The 17,194-nt window shown below is 62.1% G+C and carries 14 protein-coding genes; all 14 read right to left on the reverse strand.

From position 1 onward, the window contains the following. Nucleotides 1-295: 295 nt before the first annotated feature. The gene (locus H5U38_07715) at nucleotides 296-2,173 is read right to left on the reverse strand and encodes a TIGR03545 family protein (GenBank protein MBC7186903.1); all 1,878 of its coding nucleotides are present in this window, start codon (nucleotides 2,171-2,173) and stop codon (nucleotides 296-298) included. A gap of 2 nt (nucleotides 2,174-2,175) precedes the next feature. Beyond that, a complete protein-coding gene (locus H5U38_07720; GenBank protein MBC7186904.1) occupies nucleotides 2,176-2,700 on the reverse strand; it encodes a TIGR03546 family protein in 525 nt (174 codons plus the stop codon). Between the two features lie 58 nt (nucleotides 2,701-2,758). Continuing rightward, entirely contained in the window at nucleotides 2,759-3,178 is a 420-nt protein-coding gene (locus tag H5U38_07725) for a YjbQ family protein (GenBank protein MBC7186905.1), read from the reverse strand. Then, nucleotides 3,169-4,095, reverse strand: a complete 927-nt coding sequence (locus H5U38_07730) for a sugar kinase (GenBank protein MBC7186906.1) — start codon at nucleotides 4,093-4,095, stop codon at nucleotides 3,169-3,171. The genes H5U38_07725 and H5U38_07730 overlap by 10 nt, the downstream gene beginning before the upstream one ends. Before the next feature lie 28 nt (nucleotides 4,096-4,123). After that, nucleotides 4,124-5,956, reverse strand: coding sequence for an arginine--tRNA ligase (locus H5U38_07735; protein MBC7186907.1), 1,833 nt, complete (start codon nucleotides 5,954-5,956; stop codon nucleotides 4,124-4,126). After that, on the reverse strand, nucleotides 5,953-6,306 hold the full coding sequence (gene rsfS / locus H5U38_07740; GenBank protein MBC7186908.1) for a ribosome silencing factor: 354 nt from the start codon (nucleotides 6,304-6,306) through the stop codon (nucleotides 5,953-5,955). Before rsfS ends, H5U38_07735 begins: the two co-directional genes overlap by 4 nt. A gap of 63 nt (nucleotides 6,307-6,369) precedes the next feature. Next, nucleotides 6,370-7,428, reverse strand: a complete 1,059-nt coding sequence (locus H5U38_07745) for a glycosyltransferase family 9 protein (GenBank protein ID MBC7186909.1) — start codon at nucleotides 7,426-7,428, stop codon at nucleotides 6,370-6,372. A gap of 24 nt (nucleotides 7,429-7,452) precedes the next feature. Then, nucleotides 7,453-8,388 (reverse strand): SDR family oxidoreductase, encoded by a 936-nt coding sequence (locus H5U38_07750; GenBank protein MBC7186910.1) that lies wholly within the window; start codon nucleotides 8,386-8,388, stop codon nucleotides 7,453-7,455. Nucleotides 8,389-8,421: 33 nt separating this feature from the next. Next, nucleotides 8,422-9,399 carry an FAD:protein FMN transferase gene (locus H5U38_07755; protein MBC7186911.1) on the reverse strand — a complete coding sequence of 326 codons (978 nt, stop codon included), beginning with the start codon at nucleotides 9,397-9,399 and terminating at the stop codon, nucleotides 8,422-8,424. 40 nt (nucleotides 9,400-9,439) lie between these two features. Beyond that, nucleotides 9,440-10,408, reverse strand: coding sequence for a polyprenyl synthetase family protein (locus H5U38_07760; protein MBC7186912.1), 969 nt, complete (start codon nucleotides 10,406-10,408; stop codon nucleotides 9,440-9,442). Between the two features lie 108 nt (nucleotides 10,409-10,516). After that, nucleotides 10,517-12,397, reverse strand: a complete 1,881-nt coding sequence (locus H5U38_07765; GenBank protein ID MBC7186913.1) for a PAS domain S-box protein — start codon at nucleotides 12,395-12,397, stop codon at nucleotides 10,517-10,519. 42 nt (nucleotides 12,398-12,439) lie between these two features. Next, nucleotides 12,440-15,037: a GAF domain-containing protein gene (locus H5U38_07770; GenBank protein MBC7186914.1), complete on the reverse strand. Its 2,598-nt coding sequence runs from the start codon at nucleotides 15,035-15,037 to the stop codon at nucleotides 12,440-12,442. 191 nt (nucleotides 15,038-15,228) lie between these two features. Further along, nucleotides 15,229-16,239 carry a bifunctional oligoribonuclease/PAP phosphatase NrnA gene (locus H5U38_07775; GenBank protein MBC7186915.1) on the reverse strand — a complete coding sequence of 337 codons (1,011 nt, stop codon included), beginning with the start codon at nucleotides 16,237-16,239 and terminating at the stop codon, nucleotides 15,229-15,231. Next, nucleotides 16,240-17,194, reverse strand: a 955-nt coding sequence (locus H5U38_07780; GenBank protein MBC7186916.1) for a hypothetical protein, incomplete at its 5' end; no start/stop codon positions are given. It abuts the gene before it with no gap.

Genomic DNA, 17,194 nt, shown 5'->3' on the forward strand with positions numbered 1-17,194 from the left:
GCAGATGGTGACGAAATACGCCCCCGGCTGCGCGTAATCATACCCCGGCAGGCGAATGCTGCGACGGCGATGGATTTGGCGATTGCCTGAGATGGCCAAACCCCCTGTGTTGGGCACACATTGCACACGCGCGGGCGTGGCTCGGCGCGGGCACGTTGCAACGTGCCCCTACAACCATTGGGCCCTTTCCAAACGCGCACCCCGTCGGGGCGCACCGCCGTGCGCCCCTACATCTCGTGACCGTGATTAGGCATGACCCCGAACGCCCTGGCGCCGTGTTGCACGCCTGGCAAATCTACGGCCTCTTCGGGATCACCCCCTCCAGCGCCTTCTTGGCCCGCTCTTTCAACTTATCCTCTTCTTCCCGCTTGCGCTTCTCCACCTCGGCCTCCAGCTCCTTGACCTTGGCGTCGAATTGCGCGCGCAACTCGTCGGCCTGGCGCTTGTAGGAATCGATGCGCTCCACCACCTGGCCTTTCAGCTGGCTGTAGACGGCGTTCACCTCGGCAAGCTTCTGGTCGCGCAGAGCATACACCTTGCTCATGATGCGCTGCTCCGCCTCGGCAAGCTCGCGGGAGGCCACCGCCCTCAGGCGTGCGCCCAGCAGATCATCGAGATTGGAACCAATGTGCAGCTTGGTTGCGCCGTCTCCACCGGACAGCCGCAGCTGCAAGGTGAGATCGTCCAAGCCACCGAGCACCTCATGCGTCAGGGCGGCAAAGCGGTCCTTGGGCTTTACCGCCGGGAATTCGAAGCCAAGGCCTCTGGCTTTCACGTCCATGCTGGCTAAGAACGAGCCGCCGCTGAGGCGAAGTACCCAGGCGACGTCCGCCTTGCCTTGTTGCACCTGCAAAGGTAGATACGGAGAACGCGCCAGCGGCAGCCCGCCGAGGCTCTTGTTGGTCAGGCTGAGCACAAAACTGTCCCTTGCCGCCTGCATGGTGTGGTCCAGTACCGCCTTGAAAGTCCCGGAGAGCTTTTCCTGTTGGAGTATGCCGAGGTCAATCAACGTCGGACGGCCGTACACCCAGGGCTGGTTGGTGATTCCTCTGGCTTCACCGATCAGCCTGATGAACTCCCCCTGCGCGTCGGCTGCCGTGCGCCCGGAGAGGTGGACCTTCTCGATCAGAAACTGCGGGTACCGATAGCGGCTGGGGTAATGGATCGTGCGGCCCTTCATCCGCTGCCTCTTGGGTTCCTGCGCCGCCTTTTTCTCCGGAATGAGGTCCTGCACCAGGCGAACGTACCCCAGCACCTGGTCCACCTGCTTGCCGATGGTGGTACCGAGCAGTATTTTGCTCAGCTCCGGTTTCTTCAGGTCAGGCAGCTTGGCCAGCTTGAGAAGCCGTTCATAGTCCTCCCTCACCCAGTCATCCACCTGGGGGACATAGCCCGTCACGCGGTCGACGTCCGCGTGGATTTCCCGGTGCTTGTCCGTGACCGTCCGCTCCAGGTTCTGGAAGGTGCGTTGTGCATTCTTGACTTTGTCGATGGCTGCGGTGAGTTCCTCCACGCTGCGGATCTGGGCGGGTTGAATGCTGAGCAGCTCGTCGCGAGCTCTTTTGAGGTCCTCATCCGGGCGGAAGGTGGTCATGAACGCATGGTGCTTCTCGTAAGTGCTGAGCAGATCGTTCCTCACCGAGTCCAGGCGGTCAACAATCTTGATGCCGGTGATGGCTACTAGGCTGTCCACATTGAGGCGCCGGGTGATGGCGTCCAAGTCGAATTCGGGCAGCGGGAGAGCCTCAAGCTCGCGTTTGAGCTCGGCGCGGAGCTGGTCGATGAGCCCAGGCTCGGTGCTCTTCTTCCGCACGCGCTTTGGCAGGGCACCGTCGTAGGCGCGAGGAGTGCCATAGCGTACGTCCTCCAAGGCCATCTCCTCGATGACGTAGCGCTTTCTGAGCAGGGCTGCGGGATTCATCCGGAAAGCAGCCCGGCCGGTCTCGATCAGGTTGCGCATCGTCTGGTCGGGATCGGTCACCTGCAATCTGGACCATTCAATGGACAGTGCCGTCGGGCGCACACGCAAGTTGTCGATCTCCACCCGCGCGCCGACCGCTGCTTCACCCGCCTTCTCCAAGCCCGACTCCAACCAGCGGTTCATGAACAGCCTGGCGACTATCACCAGGCCGACCACGATGACCAGAAACGGGATAAGCCCTTTCCACCGCATGGCTAACCTCCAAAGTCACGGAGTTTCAGGTAGAGCTGGACTATGGCATTCCCGCGCATGGCCTGGGCGATCTTCGTGCTGCCGATCTTTTCGCCCCAAGACTCGCGGAACCACTTGACAAACCATTTGAACCAGAGAAAGTTCGGCACCAAGGCGAGCAGCGCTACCACCAGGCTCCCCATCACCACGGTGTTGTTAAAGCGCGTGAGCGGGGCGATCGGCACGTTGTACAGCCAGGTCCAGACCGGTTGAAGTGCTGGCACATTGGTCAGCAGTTGGTAGCCAATGGCGTCGAACGGCGGGTCCAGAAGCCAGGCGAAGAGACTGAACAGAGCCCAGCCCAAGAGAGCAGCGGTGATATTCACGTTGAGGATGCAGATGAGGAGGATCACCACAAAGTTGTGCAGCGTCCAGAAAGGCGTCAGGCCGGGAATGGCACCGAGTGCGAATCCCCAGCCCACTTGTGTAGGTGAGTCAGCAGAGCGCAAGACTTTGATGACTTTGCTGGCAAGACTGAGCGGAAGCATTGGCGGCTCTCCCCTGTTTCAACAAATGTGGTCCAGCCGCACAGGTTGGAGGAACCCCTCACTCTCCCATCAGTTGCACCACAATTTCTCGCTGGCGGCTGCGGTTGTCGAAATCAATGAGAACAATCTGTTGCCAGGTGCCGAGTAGCAGTCTGCCCTCAGCAAACGGCACGGTGAGCGATGCCCCGACCAGCGCGGCGCGCACGTGGGCGTAGCCGTTGCCGTCATGCCAGGTCGCATCGTGGTGGTAACGGACTCCCATGGGCGCCACTCGCTCCAAGGCTTCCGGCACGTCCTCGAGCAACCCTGGCTCGTATTCGATGGTCGTGACCGCGGCGGTGGAGCCAGGCACAAACACCGTGGCCGTACCACGACGGAGCCCACTCCGCTGCACGCACTCCTGTACGGCATCGGTCATGTCCACAATCTCGTTGCGCCCGCGCGTCTTGACGGGCACATAGTCGGTGACTACCTGCATTGCAAGACACTACCGGCATCTACCCTGGTTAACTCCAAGAAGGCGCGGTACCGCTCTTGAATCTCCTCCGGTGTGAGGTCACGCAGACGGTCCACGCTGAACTTTTCCACGCAGAAGGAAGCGAGCACGCTGCCGTAGACCACGGCTCGGCGCAGGTTGTCTTCCGAAAGCTCGTCGGTGTAGGCCAGATACCCCACAAAACCCCCGGCAAAGGTGTCGCCGGCCCCAGTTGGATCGCACAGGCTCTCTAAGGGATAGGCCGGCGCCCAGAAACAGCTCTTGGGCGTGACCATGAGCGCACCGTGCTCGCCTTTCTTGATGACCACCGTCTTGGGACCAATGCGCAACAGCGCCCGCGCCGCTCGATACAGATTTGGCTCTTGAGCCAACTGCCGCGCCTCCGCGTCGTTGATGATCAGAACGTCTACTTTCTTGAGGGTGCGACGCAACTCCGCCGGCGTGTTCTCGATCCAATAGTTCATCGTGTCCAGGACAACCAGCTTCGGGCTGCTCACTTGTTCGAGCACCTGCATCTGCAGCTGTGGCATGATGTTGGCCAGGAAGAGGTACTCGCTGTCCCGATAGCTCGCCGGTAACTTGGGCACAAAGTTCTCAAAGACGTTGAGGTGGGTGTAGAGCGTTTCGCGGGCGTTGAGGTCATAGTCGTAGCGTCCCGCCCAGCGGAAGGTGCTGCCGTGCTCCACCGTCAAACCGGTGAGGTCCACCTGCCGCTCCTCGAGGAAACGAAGCTGGCTCCGGTCGAAATCATCGCCCACCACTGCCACCAGGCGCACCGGGACAAAGAAGCTGGCGGCGGCACTGAAGTAGATGGCCGACCCGCCCAAGGCCTCATCCACCTTACCAAACGGCGTCTCGACGGTATCGTAGGCAACTGATCCGACCACCAACAGGCTCATGAGCTCTTCCTCCCTTCCGGCTACATCCTCACATGCGCTCGGGCACGTCGATTCCCAACAGGGCTAAGCCGCGGCGCAGCACGATGCTGGTCGCCTTGGAAAGCACCAGCCTGGCGCGCACCAACTTCTCGTCCTCAGCGTGCAGCACCGAATGTTCGTGGTAGAAGCGGCTGAAGGCCTTGGCCAGCTCCCACAGATAGGTGGCCACGCGCGCCGGGTTGTAGGACAGGGCCGCGGCCTTCACTTCGCCAGGGAAGCTGTGCAACCGCCGCACTAAGGCAATCTCCTCAGGCTCCACTAACACCGAAAAGTCGCACTGCTCAGGGGAGACCGCAGCGTATTCGTCCTTGCCGGATTTGCGGAAGATGCTGCGCACGCGCACGTAGGCGTATTGCACATAGGGACCGGTGAAGCCATCGAAAGAAATGGACTCCGCCGGGTCGAAAAGCATGCGGCTCTGCGGGCCAAACTTGAGGATGAAGAACTTGAGCGCCCCCTGAGCGAGAATCTCGGCGGTGGCATCCAGATCTTCGGGGGCAATGTCCAGGTGGCGCTTGGCGATCTCCTCCCGCTCCATCCGGAACAGCTCGTCCATCAGGTCGTCGGCGTCCACTACCGTGCCCTCACGGGATTTCATCTTGCCGGCGGGCAGGTCGATCATGCCGTAAGCCAAGTGGTAGCAGCCATCGGCCCACGGGAAGCCCAACTTGCGCATGACGGCGAACAGGACCTGGAAATGGTAGATCTGCTCGTCGCCCACCACCCAGATGGCGCGCTTCATGCCAAAGTCATCGAACTTTAGTTTGGTGGTGCCAATGTCCTGGGTGATGTAGACGGAGGTGCCATCGCTGCGCAGGAGAAGCTTTTCGCCCAATCCCTCGGCCGTGAGGTCCACCCACACCGAGCCATCCGGTTTGCGGTAGAAGACGCCTCGTTGCAGTCCCTCTTCGACCAACGCACGGCCAAGCTGGTAGGTCTCGCTTTCCTTGTAGACCTTGTCGAACTTGCAGCCCAGCCGGCGATAGGTCTGATCGAAGCCCTCGTACACCCAGTCGTTCATCATGCGCCAAAGGGCCAGCACCTCGGGGTCGCCTGCCTCCCAGCGCTGCAGCATCTCCTTCACCCTGCCGTACCATTTGGACTGGGCCAGGAATTCCCCTTCCAAGCGGCGACGCTCCTGGTCATCCAGCTTCTTGAGGTCTACGCCGCGCGCAGCAAGCCACTCTTGCCATTCCTGGTGCTGCTGTTTTTCATACAGCACGTAAAAGTCACCGACAAAGTGGTCGCCCTTCACGCCCGTTGATTGCGGCGTGCGCCCCTGGCCGAACTCCTGGTAGGCGAGCATGGACTTGCAGATGTGCACGCCGCGGTCGTTGACCAAATTGACGCGCACCACCTCATGGCCAATGGCCTCTAAGAGGTTGGAAATGGCCATGCCCAAAAGGTTGTTCCGCACGTGTCCCAGGTGTTGGGGCTTGTTGGTGTTGGGCGCCGAGTATTCGATGAGGATCTTCTCACCGCGCCCTTCGTCGCTGTTGCCGAAAGTATCGGGTGCAGACAGAATGTCGCCGCAGGTGACGCGAAACAGCGCCTCCTTGTCGACTGTGAAGTTGAGATACGGCCCGGCCACGTCGACGCGCACCAGAGGCTTTTCCACCGCGATTCCCTCTGCCAGGCGGCGGGCGATGGTAGCCGGCGCAGTTTTGGCCAGGCGTGCCAACGGGAAGCAGGCGAACGCAAAATCGCCAAGCTGCTCGTCGGGGGGTGTGTCCAGGCGTGCCTCAGGCGGCAGCGAGACGCCAAATGCCTTCCTGCTCGCCTCCTCGATGCGTGCGAGAATCTGTTGCTCGATGATGCTCATGCTCCTGTTGATTCCATGCTGTCTTCAGAAACGGTGATAATCTCTGCATCGCCCCATAACTGCTCCAGTCCGTAGAACTCGCGCACCTCCGGCTGGAAGATGTGTGCCACCACATCGATGTAGTCGAGGATCACCCAGCGCAGGTGCGTGTAGCCTTCCCGGTGCCACGGCTCGATGCGCTCCTTGCTCAGCTCCTCCTCGATGTGGTCGGTAATGGCCTTGACCTGCGTGTCGGATGCTCCGGTGCAGAGCACAAAATAGTCGGTGAACGAACAGAGGCCCCGCAGGTCCATCACCAAGACCGAAGAGGCTTTCTTGTCCAACGAAAGGTCGGCAATGCGCAGGGCCAAAGTCTTCGGGTCGGACAAGTCCTTTGCGTTCAGCGCTCCACCCTCCCAGTTATGAGCCTCAGTTCAACTCTCGTGCGCCAACAGGCCCTCTGCCGCTGCTACCACCTCGCCGGCGGAGATGTCGCGCATGCAGCGAAAGTGCCGCTTTGGGCAGCGTCGTGAGCCGACGTGGGAGCATGGGCGGCACGGCAGCTCTTTCTGCACCACACGGGACCCGGGCCCGAAAGGGAAAAATCCGAGTTCCTCGGTGGTAGGCCCAAAGATGGCCACCACCTTTTTCCCCAGCGCGGTGGCAATATGCATCAGGCCCGTGTCGTTGCACAGCACCAGATCACAAAAGCTCAGAGCCGCAGCGCTCTCCATCAGCGACAACGCGCCCACCATGTCTACTGGCTTGTGCTGCATGTGCGCGACCACCTCCGCGGCGATGGGCTGGTCGTTGGCATCACCCAGGAGCAGCGTGCCACTGCCATGCCGTGCGGCAAGCGCATCTGCTACCTCGGCAAAGCGTTCCGGCAGCCAACGCTTGGTGAAAAAGCCAGCACCAGGCACCACCGCCACACGCAACGGGCGCGACAGAAAACCGGCTCTGTTGAGTAACTCCCTCACCCGCGCGCCTGCAGCCGGATCCATGAAGAACTCGGGGCCCATTCCATCGTCGCGAACGCCCAAAGGCGCCACCGCTGCCAGATAGCGCTGGTAAACAGGGACAATGCCCGGATAGAGGTTCTTTTTCGTGGCGATGAGCACGGCGCGAGCCCAGCGCCACTTCCGGTACGTCACCGTGCGGGCACCCCTCAGTCCTATGCGCAGGTAGTAGCTGCGGAAGTTCTTGTGAATGTCCACGACCAAGTCGTACTCCTGCGCCTTGAGCGAACGCCTGAGGGCCCGCAGCTCTCTCCAGCCTCCTCCTTCAGGCAGCAGGTGCACGCGGTGCACATAGGGCGAAAAACGGACGAGATCAGCAAACCTCTCCTTGACGACGAAATCTACTTCCGCTCCAGGGAAGGCCTTGTTCAGCCCCCGCAGCAGCGGACTGGCCAGGACAATGTCCCCAATGGAACTGAGGCGGATGACCAAAATCCGGCGGGGCGGCGATGCCTGCGTTGTCTGTCTGCTCATCGCGCTCCACGCTCGCCACGGCGGCTATTCCGCCAACTTTTTCTTGAACCAGTCGATGGTCAAACGCAGCCCTTCTTCCAACCCGACCTTTGGTTCCCAGCCCAAGAGCTGCTTGGCCTTGGTGATATCGGGCTGTCGCACCTTGGGGTCGTCTACGGGCAGCGGCTTGCGCACGATAGGGCTTTTGCTCCCAGTCAGCCGCACGATTGTCTCGGCCAGCTCCATGATCGTCAGCTCCTGCGGATTGCCGATGTTGACCGGATCCACGCAATCGGACATCAGCAGGCGGTAGAGGCCTTCGATCTGGTCGGAGACATAGCAGAAGCTCCTCGTCTGCTTGCCCTCGCCGAACACAGTGATCGGCTCCCCGCGCAACGCCTGCGGGATGAATGTCGGAATGGCCCGGCCATCGTGGGGACGCATGCGCGGGCCGTAGGTGTTGAAGATGCGGGCAATGCGCGTGTCCAGGCCGTGGTAACGGTGGTAGGCCATGGTGAGGGCCTCGGCAAAACGCTTGGCCTCGTCGTACACCCCGCGCGGCCCAACTGGATTCACATTGCCCCAGTAGTCCTCGCTCTGTGGGTGGATGAGCGGATCGCCATAGACCTCGGAGGTAGAGGCCAAGAGGAAACGCGCGCCCTTCTCCTTGGCCAGGCCCAAAGCCTTGTGCGTACCCAACGCTCCCACCTTCAGCGTCTGGATCGGAAGCTGCAGGTAATCCAAAGGGCTCGCTGGCGAGGCAAAATGCAGCACATAGTCGATCTTCCCGGCCACATAGATGTACTCGGTGACGTCGTGTTTGATGAAGCGAAAGCGCTCACATTGCAGATGCTCGATGTTCGCTACGGTGCCGGTGATGAGGTTGTCCATGGCGATAACGTGGTGCCCCTTGTTGAGCAGATACTCGCACAGATGCGAGCCGAGGAAACCGGCACCTCCTGTCACCAGAGTCGTGGGCATCGTCCTCTCCTTCCCGTTCCGTGGCCCAATCCGTCAGTCCTTGAGCACCTCAAGCCGGCCACGCAGGCCCGAGGTGGCGTGCCATTGCAGGGAGCCGTGGTTGTCGACGAGCATCACGGCTTCCACTCCCGGCAGTCGTTCGGCCAAGGCCAGGCCGCGCTCAGGCCCCAGCACGAACAGAGCCGTAGACAGCGCGTCCGCCTCCATGGCTGAGTTGGCGAGCACCGTCACGCTGGCACACGACCGTGCAGGCCAGCCAGTGTGCGGGTCGAGGATGTGGTGGTACCGTACCGAATCGTTCATGAAAAAGCGCTCATAGTCGCCGGAAGTGGCCACACATCCCTCATCCATGCGGAAGCGCGCGAAGAGCTTGCTATTGTCCCGCGGATGGCGGATCCATACGTGCCGCCTGCCGGCGGTGAGTGCGGTCGCCAGCGTCCGCAGGTTGCTCCGCGCGTCGACCATGGCGTCGGTGATGCCGTGCGCCCGCAGCGAGTCGATGGCTACATCCACCGCAAGCCCCTTAGCGATCCCCCCCAGGTCCAGAGCCATGCCCAGCTCATCCAGCCAAACGCAGCCCTCCTGGACGTGCACACGGCGAAAATCAACCAAAGGGAGCAAAGCTCTGATAGCGGCCGAGTCCGGCACGCGCGGGTGGTCGCCAAGAAAATCCCACAAGCGCATGAGCGGCCCCACAGTCACATCGAAGGCACCGTCGGAGAGCAGGCTCACGCGTTGTGCTTCCTCGAGGCAGGCCAGCAACAACGGGCTCGCGTACACCGGTCGAGGCGCAGCACGGTTAACCTTGCTGACTTCGCTGCTGTCACGGTAGCAGCTGGTGCGCAGCTCCACCTCGAGCATCCCCTCGAACGCAGCATCAATGGCCCGAAGCATGGTCTCGCGACTCTTATCGCGGTCGTACACGGTAATGGTAGCAAAGGTATCCATGAGCACGCGCGTCTCCTGGACAGGCTCATGCCGCGCACAGGCGACCAACCACGCGCTCAGCATGCATCCCGCCCAACAGGTCGCTCGCCGCAGCGACGGCCGGCTATTTCTCACGCGCACCCACATAGCGGAGCAACTCCTGTAATGCCTGCTTGTACGGTGAAGGCGCATAGGCTTCCAGGCACGAGTCGGCCTGGCGAAGGTAGCGCTCCACCTGCGCTGTGGAGTAAGCCAGACCGCCATGTTGCCGCACAAACGCGATGACCATCTCCACCCGCTCCTTTTCCCCGGATTGCACGTGCGCCATGATTTCCTGCGCAACCGGCGGCTCGGCATTGCGCAGCGCATGGAGGAGCGGCAGGGTAATCTTGTTGTTCAGGATGTCACTCCCGATGGGCTTGCCCAGCGTCTCCTGGTCACCGACATAGTCGAGGATATCGTCACGAATCTGGAAAGCGATGCCCAGGTGTTCGCCGAACTGGTCCATGGTGCGCAGCGACTCATCGCCGGCGCCCGCAGCCATCGCCCCCAGTTGGCAGCAGGCAGAAAGCAGCGCCGCCGTCTTGTCGGACACGACCCGGAAATAGTTTTGCTCCATAGCGTGGTAGTCGCTCCCCTGTTCCTCTTGGAGCAGTTCGCCGCGGCTCATGCGGAAGGTTGCATCCGAAAGCAAGCGCAATGCCGGCACATCGCCGCCGTCCAACAGAGTAGCGAGCGCGCGCGAAAACAGCAGATCACCCACGAGGATGGCGATGCGGTTACTCCATAAGCCGTTGACGGTGGGAGCCCCACGCCGCAGGAGGGAAGAATCCACCACATCGTCATGCACCAACGTGGCGGTGTGCAAAAGCTCCACCGCCAGCGCAGGCTTCAGTGCAGCTTGTGGAGCAGCTCCATGCAATCCACAGGTGAGAAAGGCGAGAATCGGCCGTAGGCGCTTCCCGCGGTGCATGGCGAGGTGAACGGCAACGTCGTTGATGAGCGAGACGTCAGAGGTGAGCACCGCGCGGAACTCATCTTCGAAAAGCTGTAGCTCCGCCTCTATGGGCCGACAAAACGCGTACTTCTCCAACAAAGGTCCCGATATTTCTGTTCTTCTCCGCAGTTGTGGCAGAATGTAGCAAAAAACCGAAAGACTATCAACCCATTTGTCGTGGCCGAGAAGGCCGGCCTCCCCATCCTATTGACGCTCCTCCGTCCGCTCGGCAGGTGAAGGCGCCCGCTCGGCCGCGCCCGGGGCCACAGGCAGCCGCACGGTGAAGGTGCTCCCCTGTCCGATCTGGCTCTGCACGGCGATGTCGCCGCCATAGCGCCTGATAATCGACCGGGAGATATAGAGGCCCAAGCCCGTGCCTTCCCCCACTTTCTTCGTGGTGTAGAACGGGGTAAACAGGTGCTTCAATTCGTCAGGTGAGATGCCGCACCCAGTATCACTGACATCCACCTCCACCCATTGGCCGTCGTCCGTGAGGCGCGGAGTTATGCGCAGCACACCCCCCTCCGGCATGGCCTGGATGGCGTTAAGGATGATGTTGAGGAACACCTGCTTTAAGGAGTCCAAATTGAAGCAAACGCGCGGTAGCCGCTCCTCCTCTGCCTGTTCGCGGACGAGCCGGATCTGACGAGATGCCAGCTCCTTCTCCAGGAGGACCAGCGTGGCGTCGATGACGCGCCGCACATCCAACAGCTCCAGCTCATGTTCTGAGCGACGCGAAAACTCCAGCAAGTTGTTGATGATGGTGGCAGCCCGCCGCACGTTGCGCTGGATCATCTCCAACTTGTCGCGCACCTCGGCATCCACATCGGTCAGCGTCTCTTGCAGGTAGTAACGGGCAGACTCGATTATGTTGAGGGGGTTGCGCAACTCGTGGGCGATGCCTGAGGAGAGCATGCCCACGGTGGCTAATTTCTCCGACTGGATGAGGTGCTGCTCGATGCGTTTCTGTTCGGTCACATCCTTGACGTGCTCCACCACCAGCTCCGGCCGCCCGTCAAGTCCGGGCATCGGATAGCACCACAGGTGGAAAATGGCCTCACCCTCCTCCCGCTCTTCGAATTGGGTTTGCCCTTCTTGCAGGACGCGCAGAGTGGGGCAGTCCTCACAAGGGGAGGAGCGGCGAAACAGGGCTTGGTAGCAGCGGCTGCCAACCAGCTCGTTGGGCGGGACCTTGCATTGCGCAGCCAGGTGGCGGTTGGCCATGACGATGGTGTGGCGCTCGTCTACTACGGCAATCATGTCTTGGATGCCGTCGAACGCTGCTTGCAGGCGTTTCTTGCTGAGCAGGATCTGCTGCTCGAGGCGACGCCGCTGCGTTACATCGCGCATGATGGTCTGGATGACTCGCTTGTCGCCCAGGTCCACCACGCTGCTGCTCACCTCCGCGTAGACCTCGCTGCCATCGCTCCGCAGGAGGCGGAGCTCATCAACGGCGGTAACCTTGCCGCGCAGGGCCCGTTGCCGCAGGCGCTCCACCTTGCTCTGTTCTTCCGGCGGGCAGAGCGCGCACATGGTTGTCGCCAGCAGTTCGCGGCGGCTTCTTCCGGTGAGCTCTTCGGCGCGGGCGTTCGCGTCGAGCAGGCGGCCGCTGTCCACCTCCTCCACGAAGATGGCATCGGAGGCCAAGGCCACTAAGGTGCGGTACTGGAGTTCGGTCCTGCGGAGTTCGCTCTCCAAGCGGTGGCGTTCGATGGCCTTAGCGACCACGCGCGGCAAGACCTCGAGGTAGCCAGGCCGCTTGATGAGGTAGTCGTAGGCGCCGCGCTTCATCGCCTCCACTGCCACCTCTTCGCTCCCCTCGCCGGTGGTCATGATAACCGGCACGGCAATCTTTTCCCGCTCCAAGGCCTGCATGAGGGCCAGGCCATCCATCACGGGGAGGTTATAGTCCAGGACCATGGCCGCATAGCGCCCTTGGCGCAACATTTCCAGCGCCTCGCTGCCGTTGGCCGCCAGGTCAATGCTGCACCCCAGATCGCCGCGCTCGATGGCCAGGCGCATGAGGCGCGCCTGCGCTTCGTCATCCTCAACGATGAGGATTCTTGTCGGAGTCTCCTTCTTCACCTTTTTCTCTTACAGCACCTCGCCGCGCCACGTGGTCAAGTCCTATCCATCCCCAATGGGTGCAGCTTTGGGGAAACTGACCAGGAGCTCGACTTCGCCGCTCACCAGCAGCCGCACCAGCAACTTGCCTCCGCACAACGAAAAAAGATGCTGGGCCCGCCGCACTTGCTCATTGGCGGCTCGCCACCGCGCGTCTCCAGCCCGTGTGGCGGAAAGATCGGGCGCGGAGCCGAGATAGCGCACGTAGAGGAATTTGCTGAGCAACTGTTCCCGATAGCCGACTTCAACTCTCGGCCGCCCTGGTCCGGTGACCATCTGCACGACGCCCTCGAGAAGCCGCCGCAAGCCCTGGGCCAGCGGACCCTGCCGAGCAACGATTTCTATGGGCGGCCCGGGCACCAAAACCAGCTGCACCTCTTTCAATGCGCCGGCCCTGTCGAGCTCCACCGTGATGTCGTTGAGCAGTTTTGGCACAGACACAGCGCGGGGAGCCTCACCCTGGGGGCTGATGGCCCATCCAGCGCCTGGCTGCTGGACTGCAGCCAGCACGCGATCAAGGTTGGCACGCACCGCTTCCCAGCATTCGATGCTCTCCTCCTGGCCTGGGCCAAGTGCACCGAAGTGGCGGCGCAACGAAGGGTCCACTTCCTCTATGGCACGCCGCAGGGCAGCAAGCTCGCTGGAAAGACTCGGCCTCTTCTCTTCGTGCACGCGCGGCGCTGCCTGCTCTTCGGGGATGGCCTCCCCTCTCGCACGCTCGACCTCCTCTTGAGCAGTAGCTTGCTCGCCACAGGAAGCAATGGCCCTTGCCACTACCGGTGCCACTGCGCGCAGGAGCTGGACGTCCTCTTGACTAAACGCGTCCTCACCCAAGGCACCCAAGGAGAGATTCCCCAGGTAGAGGCCCTCGGCGAGGAGGAGCACACTTACCCGGGAGCCTAACTTGTCGGCCAGGGCCAATTGGCCCTGCGCCCCCGGCTCACCGAACTGCGGCCTCAACCATCCCAAATGGTCCTCAGCAAGGGGTTCCCAGCGGTACGTTGCCCTGACCACGTCGGCCATGTCCTGGGAAGCCAAGCAGAGGGCACGCGCCTGGCTGCCTCCTTCCTCGAAAAGGGTGACGGTCAAGAGGTCAAAGGCCATTCTCCGCTGCAGGTGCCTGCCGAGGTGCGCCACAACAGCCTCCACATCACGCAGGCCCCATAACCCGGCGACGATGTCCAAGGCCGCTTGGGCACCTGCGGCCACCCGCTCCAGTCGCTGGCCGCGCTCCGCCCACGTCACCAGGAGAGCGAGCAACCGGGCACCATGAGCCAGCAGCTCCTTATGGTCCACGGCGAAGGATCGCGCCTGCGGGAAAAAGTAGGTCAAGACCCCTACCTTGCGCTCTGCCAGGCGCAGAGGTGCGCCGAGGAAAGCACCATAGCCGGCGCGGGCCGCCTCCTCCCGCAAGAAGGAAAACTCCTGCGAAACCGCGATGGACGGACATTCAACCACGTCTTCCGCCTCCAGCACCTTCTGATAGGGGCCTTCGGCAAAGGCCATCTCGGCCACAGCAGGCACACCCTCCTGGCCAAAGTCACGGAAGGCCTTCATCTTCAGACTCTGGCCCTGAGCTGGCAGTACGTGCAGGGTGCCATACCTGGCCCCCAACTCTCTGCCTATGCGCGCGAACACCGAGTTGATGCCTTCTTCCACTTCCCCGGATTCGGTCAGGGCGCTGAGCAGCTCGCCAAGCTCGCTCAGGTGCGCAGCCCGACTCTCTGGCGGGGCGCCTCCGTGCAAAGGCCGCAGGATAAACAGCCAGCGCTCGCCGGAGGCAGCCCCGAGTCGCGCCATTTCCACGACAACTTCCAGGACTTCCCCCGACTTGGTTTGCAGCGCGCAGTCGATCCGCGTCGGGGCGGCGGCGAGCAGGCGACGCCAGTCCGGCATTTCCCCAGGGCGGAAGAGCGCCGAGAGCCGCAGCGCGTGCAGCTCATCAGGCGCGTACCCCACCAGCGCAGCCATGGCCTTGTTGCCTTCGTAGATGAGGTCTGCGGCCACATCCACCAGCAGAACCGGCTGCTCCACATGCTCGAAGAGACGCGCATATCGTTCCCGCCACTGCGCTGCCGCTTCTTCTGCTGCGGCCGAGCGGGCATTGATCCGCGCGCGCTCCAAGGCAAGTGCCACCAGCGCCGCGACCTCCTGTGCTGTGGCCTGCTCCTCGGCGGTCAGCTCGCGGGCTTGGCTGCTCACTGCGTGAATAATGCCCAAAAGCTCCAAGCCCCAGTGGAACGGAAACACAAAGGCGACCACCGCGTGATCGCCCAAGAGTTCCCTTTCAGAAGGAGAGCTCACCTCTGCCGCACGGACGATGAAGGCGCCCCTTGAGACAACAGCCTCCTTCCAGGAGCACTCCTGTTCAGGCACCACCACCTCGCGCCGGGCAAAGCGGCTCTCCTGGTTCAAGAGAGGTGTCGTGACAAAGACCCGACGCTCTGCGTCGTACCGGAGGATGACCGCCTGCTCGCACCTCAGGGCCGCTTCCACCGCCTGGCGGGCCAACTGGCCGACCTCCACCAGGTCACCCCTGGCCACTGCCTCCATCAGCACTTGCAAGGCGGCGGCTCTCTCTGTGCTCTCGCGCTTACTCATCCCCTTCTCTCCTCACCGCACCACCACCCATTGCGCACCACGGGCCGTCTGAGCCTGCCCTCGTGTCAAAAAGTAAGGCATTCCCCTCACAAATTCAAGGGGAAACTCAGCGCTACCCCCAAGCATCGTCTGCCGTAAAACGCACGGCTGGTGGGGAGCCAATCTCACGAGACAGCATGGGCCCGCCCGGCTTACGCCGTCTTTGTCTGGAGGTGAGCTTCCACCACTTTGCGCGTCTCGGCCAGCACCTGCTCCAGGACCGTGTCCAGGCTGCCGGGAACAGAAGCCCCCGCCGCAAAGGTGTGACCTCCCCCGCCGAATTTCGCGGCAATGCCAATCACTGGGATGCGCCCTTTGGAACGGAGGCTGATCTTGGTTCGACCATTGTTCAGTTCGGTCAGGGAGAGGCTTACTTCTACTCCTGCCACCATGCGCGGCAGCTCCGGGAAGCTCTCTAACTCCCAGGTCATGACGCCGCTCCGCTCCAGTGCCTGGCGGCTGAGCGCAAACCAGGCCAGCGCTCCCTCGCACTCGAAGCTCAACGAGCGGAGCACCTCGCCCATCAGGCGCACCTTGGCCGGGGAGTTGCTCTCGTAGACTTGCTCGTAGACCTTGCCCACGTCTACGCCTGCGGCCACCAGTTCGGCAGCCATCCGATGCACTTCTGGCGTGGTATTGGCAAATCGGAACGAGCCGGTATCTGTCACCAGGCAGGTGTAGAGCGCCTCTGCCAATCTGCCCGTGGGCTTGATCCCCATCGCCAGGCTCAGGTCAAAGAGCAGCTCCCCAGTACAGGAGGCACTCGAGTCCACCACCTCGATCTCAGCCATTCCGTCGCTCTGGGTGTGGTGATCGATGCAGACCCGTGGCAGACGAAAATCCCTGATGACTTTTCCCACCTCGCGCAGGCGCGCCCAGTCGCTGATGTCCAAAATAAAGACCCCACCGGCTGACCGGAACAGCTCCAAGTGTTGGCTGGGATCATATTGGGCGATGGCCCCCTCCGGATCGAGAAAGCGGTAGTGATGGGGCGTAGGACTGACGTTGATGATGTGGCTGCGCTTGCCCTTGTGGGCGAGCATGATGGCAAGGGCGCACTCTGCGCCTATGGCATCGCCGTCAGGGCTGATGTGGGAGGTAATGATAAACTCGTCGCGGGTCGATATGAATTCGATAACCTTCTGCCAGTTTCTGCCGCTCACCTACTCACCCCGCACCGTCAAATACCCAAACCCGATATTGCCAACTTCGTCCACTGCCCGGATAACCAGCTCCCTTTCCTGGCCACTGGAAAGTTCCACCTTCACCTCAAAGACCTCTTGCCGTGAGTCGAGCACGCCGTCGCGGGGCTCAAGCAAAGTCCATTGCCCGGCGTCCAGGGCGTATTCGACCCGCTGCAGGGGGCTCCACTCGTCGCGCACTTCAACGATGGCCTTACCGGCTTTCTTGTCCCAGCGGAGCGCACCGACCTGCGGCGGAGAATTGTCCACCACAAAGGGGCGGGAGATGCGCTTCGCGCTGAGCGCCTCGTCCACGGCGTTGGAGGGGGCATCGGTAGCCTCGATCTGCAGCTCGTACTCGCCGTCCGGCATCAGGCGGGTGTCCCAGGAGTAGAAGTTGTTGTCCAGGTCGCTGACCAGCCGCCGCCAGTTCTTTGACCCCAAACGCCGATAGGAAATGGTGAACAAGAGATAGTCGTTGTTGGGATCGGAAAACCGCCAGCTCACCGCCCGCCAGCCGGTGCGTTTCTCGCTCTTGCCCAACTGTCGCGGGCTCCGCACCCCGCGGGGCACGGCGTCCCCTTCTTTCTCTTCTGCGCTGTCGCGCGCGTCGCGGGGCGGCTGGTAGTACTCACCAGGCGGCAGAACGGTGAGATTGTTCAACTCCGGGGCCATGTTCTTCTGCCGGTAAGCGATGACCACTCCGCTCACCGCCGGACTCTCCTTGCCCTGCCCGCGTAGCTCCGCCTTCCACTGCAAGAAGCGGGCAGGTGGACTTGTGATCTGTTCGCCCGCCGCCTCGCGATAAGCCTGCGACCACTGGCTCCAAGTCTCGTTCGGTTCCTTGGTGTTACCGCTCCGCGTGAATAGGCGCACCTGGTCGGCACCACCGCCTACCTTCCAGCGCAACTGCCCCCACTGCGCCACCACGCGCGCG

Source organism: Calditrichota bacterium, assembly GCA_014359355.1.
Taxonomy (GTDB): Bacteria; Zhuqueibacterota; Zhuqueibacteria; order JANLFK01; family Oleimicrobiaceae; genus Oleimicrobium.

Bases quoted from the DNA above. Each gene is read 5' to 3' on its own strand.
- H5U38_07715 (MBC7186903.1), bottom strand. From the start codon at position 2,173: ATGCGGTGGAAAGGGCTTATCCCGTTTCTGGTCATCGTGGTCGGCCTG.
- H5U38_07720 (MBC7186904.1), bottom strand. From the start codon at position 2,700: ATGCTTCCGCTCAGTCTTGCCAGCAAAGTCATCAAAGTCTTGCGCTCT.
- H5U38_07725 (MBC7186905.1), bottom strand. From the start codon at position 3,178: ATGCAGGTAGTCACCGACTATGTGCCCGTCAAGACGCGCGGGCGCAAC.
- H5U38_07730 (MBC7186906.1), bottom strand. From the start codon at position 4,095: ATGAGCCTGTTGGTGGTCGGATCAGTTGCCTACGATACCGTCGAGACG.
- H5U38_07735 (MBC7186907.1), bottom strand. From the start codon at position 5,956: ATGAGCATCATCGAGCAACAGATTCTCGCACGCATCGAGGAGGCGAGC.
- H5U38_07745 (MBC7186909.1), bottom strand. From the start codon at position 7,428: ATGAGCAGACAGACAACGCAGGCATCGCCGCCCCGCCGGATTTTGGTC.
- H5U38_07750 (MBC7186910.1), bottom strand. From the start codon at position 8,388: ATGCCCACGACTCTGGTGACAGGAGGTGCCGGTTTCCTCGGCTCGCAT.
- H5U38_07755 (MBC7186911.1), bottom strand. From the start codon at position 9,399: ATGCTGAGCGCGTGGTTGGTCGCCTGTGCGCGGCATGAGCCTGTCCAG.
- H5U38_07770 (MBC7186914.1), bottom strand. From the start codon at position 15,037: ATGAGTAAGCGCGAGAGCACAGAGAGAGCCGCCGCCTTGCAAGTGCTG.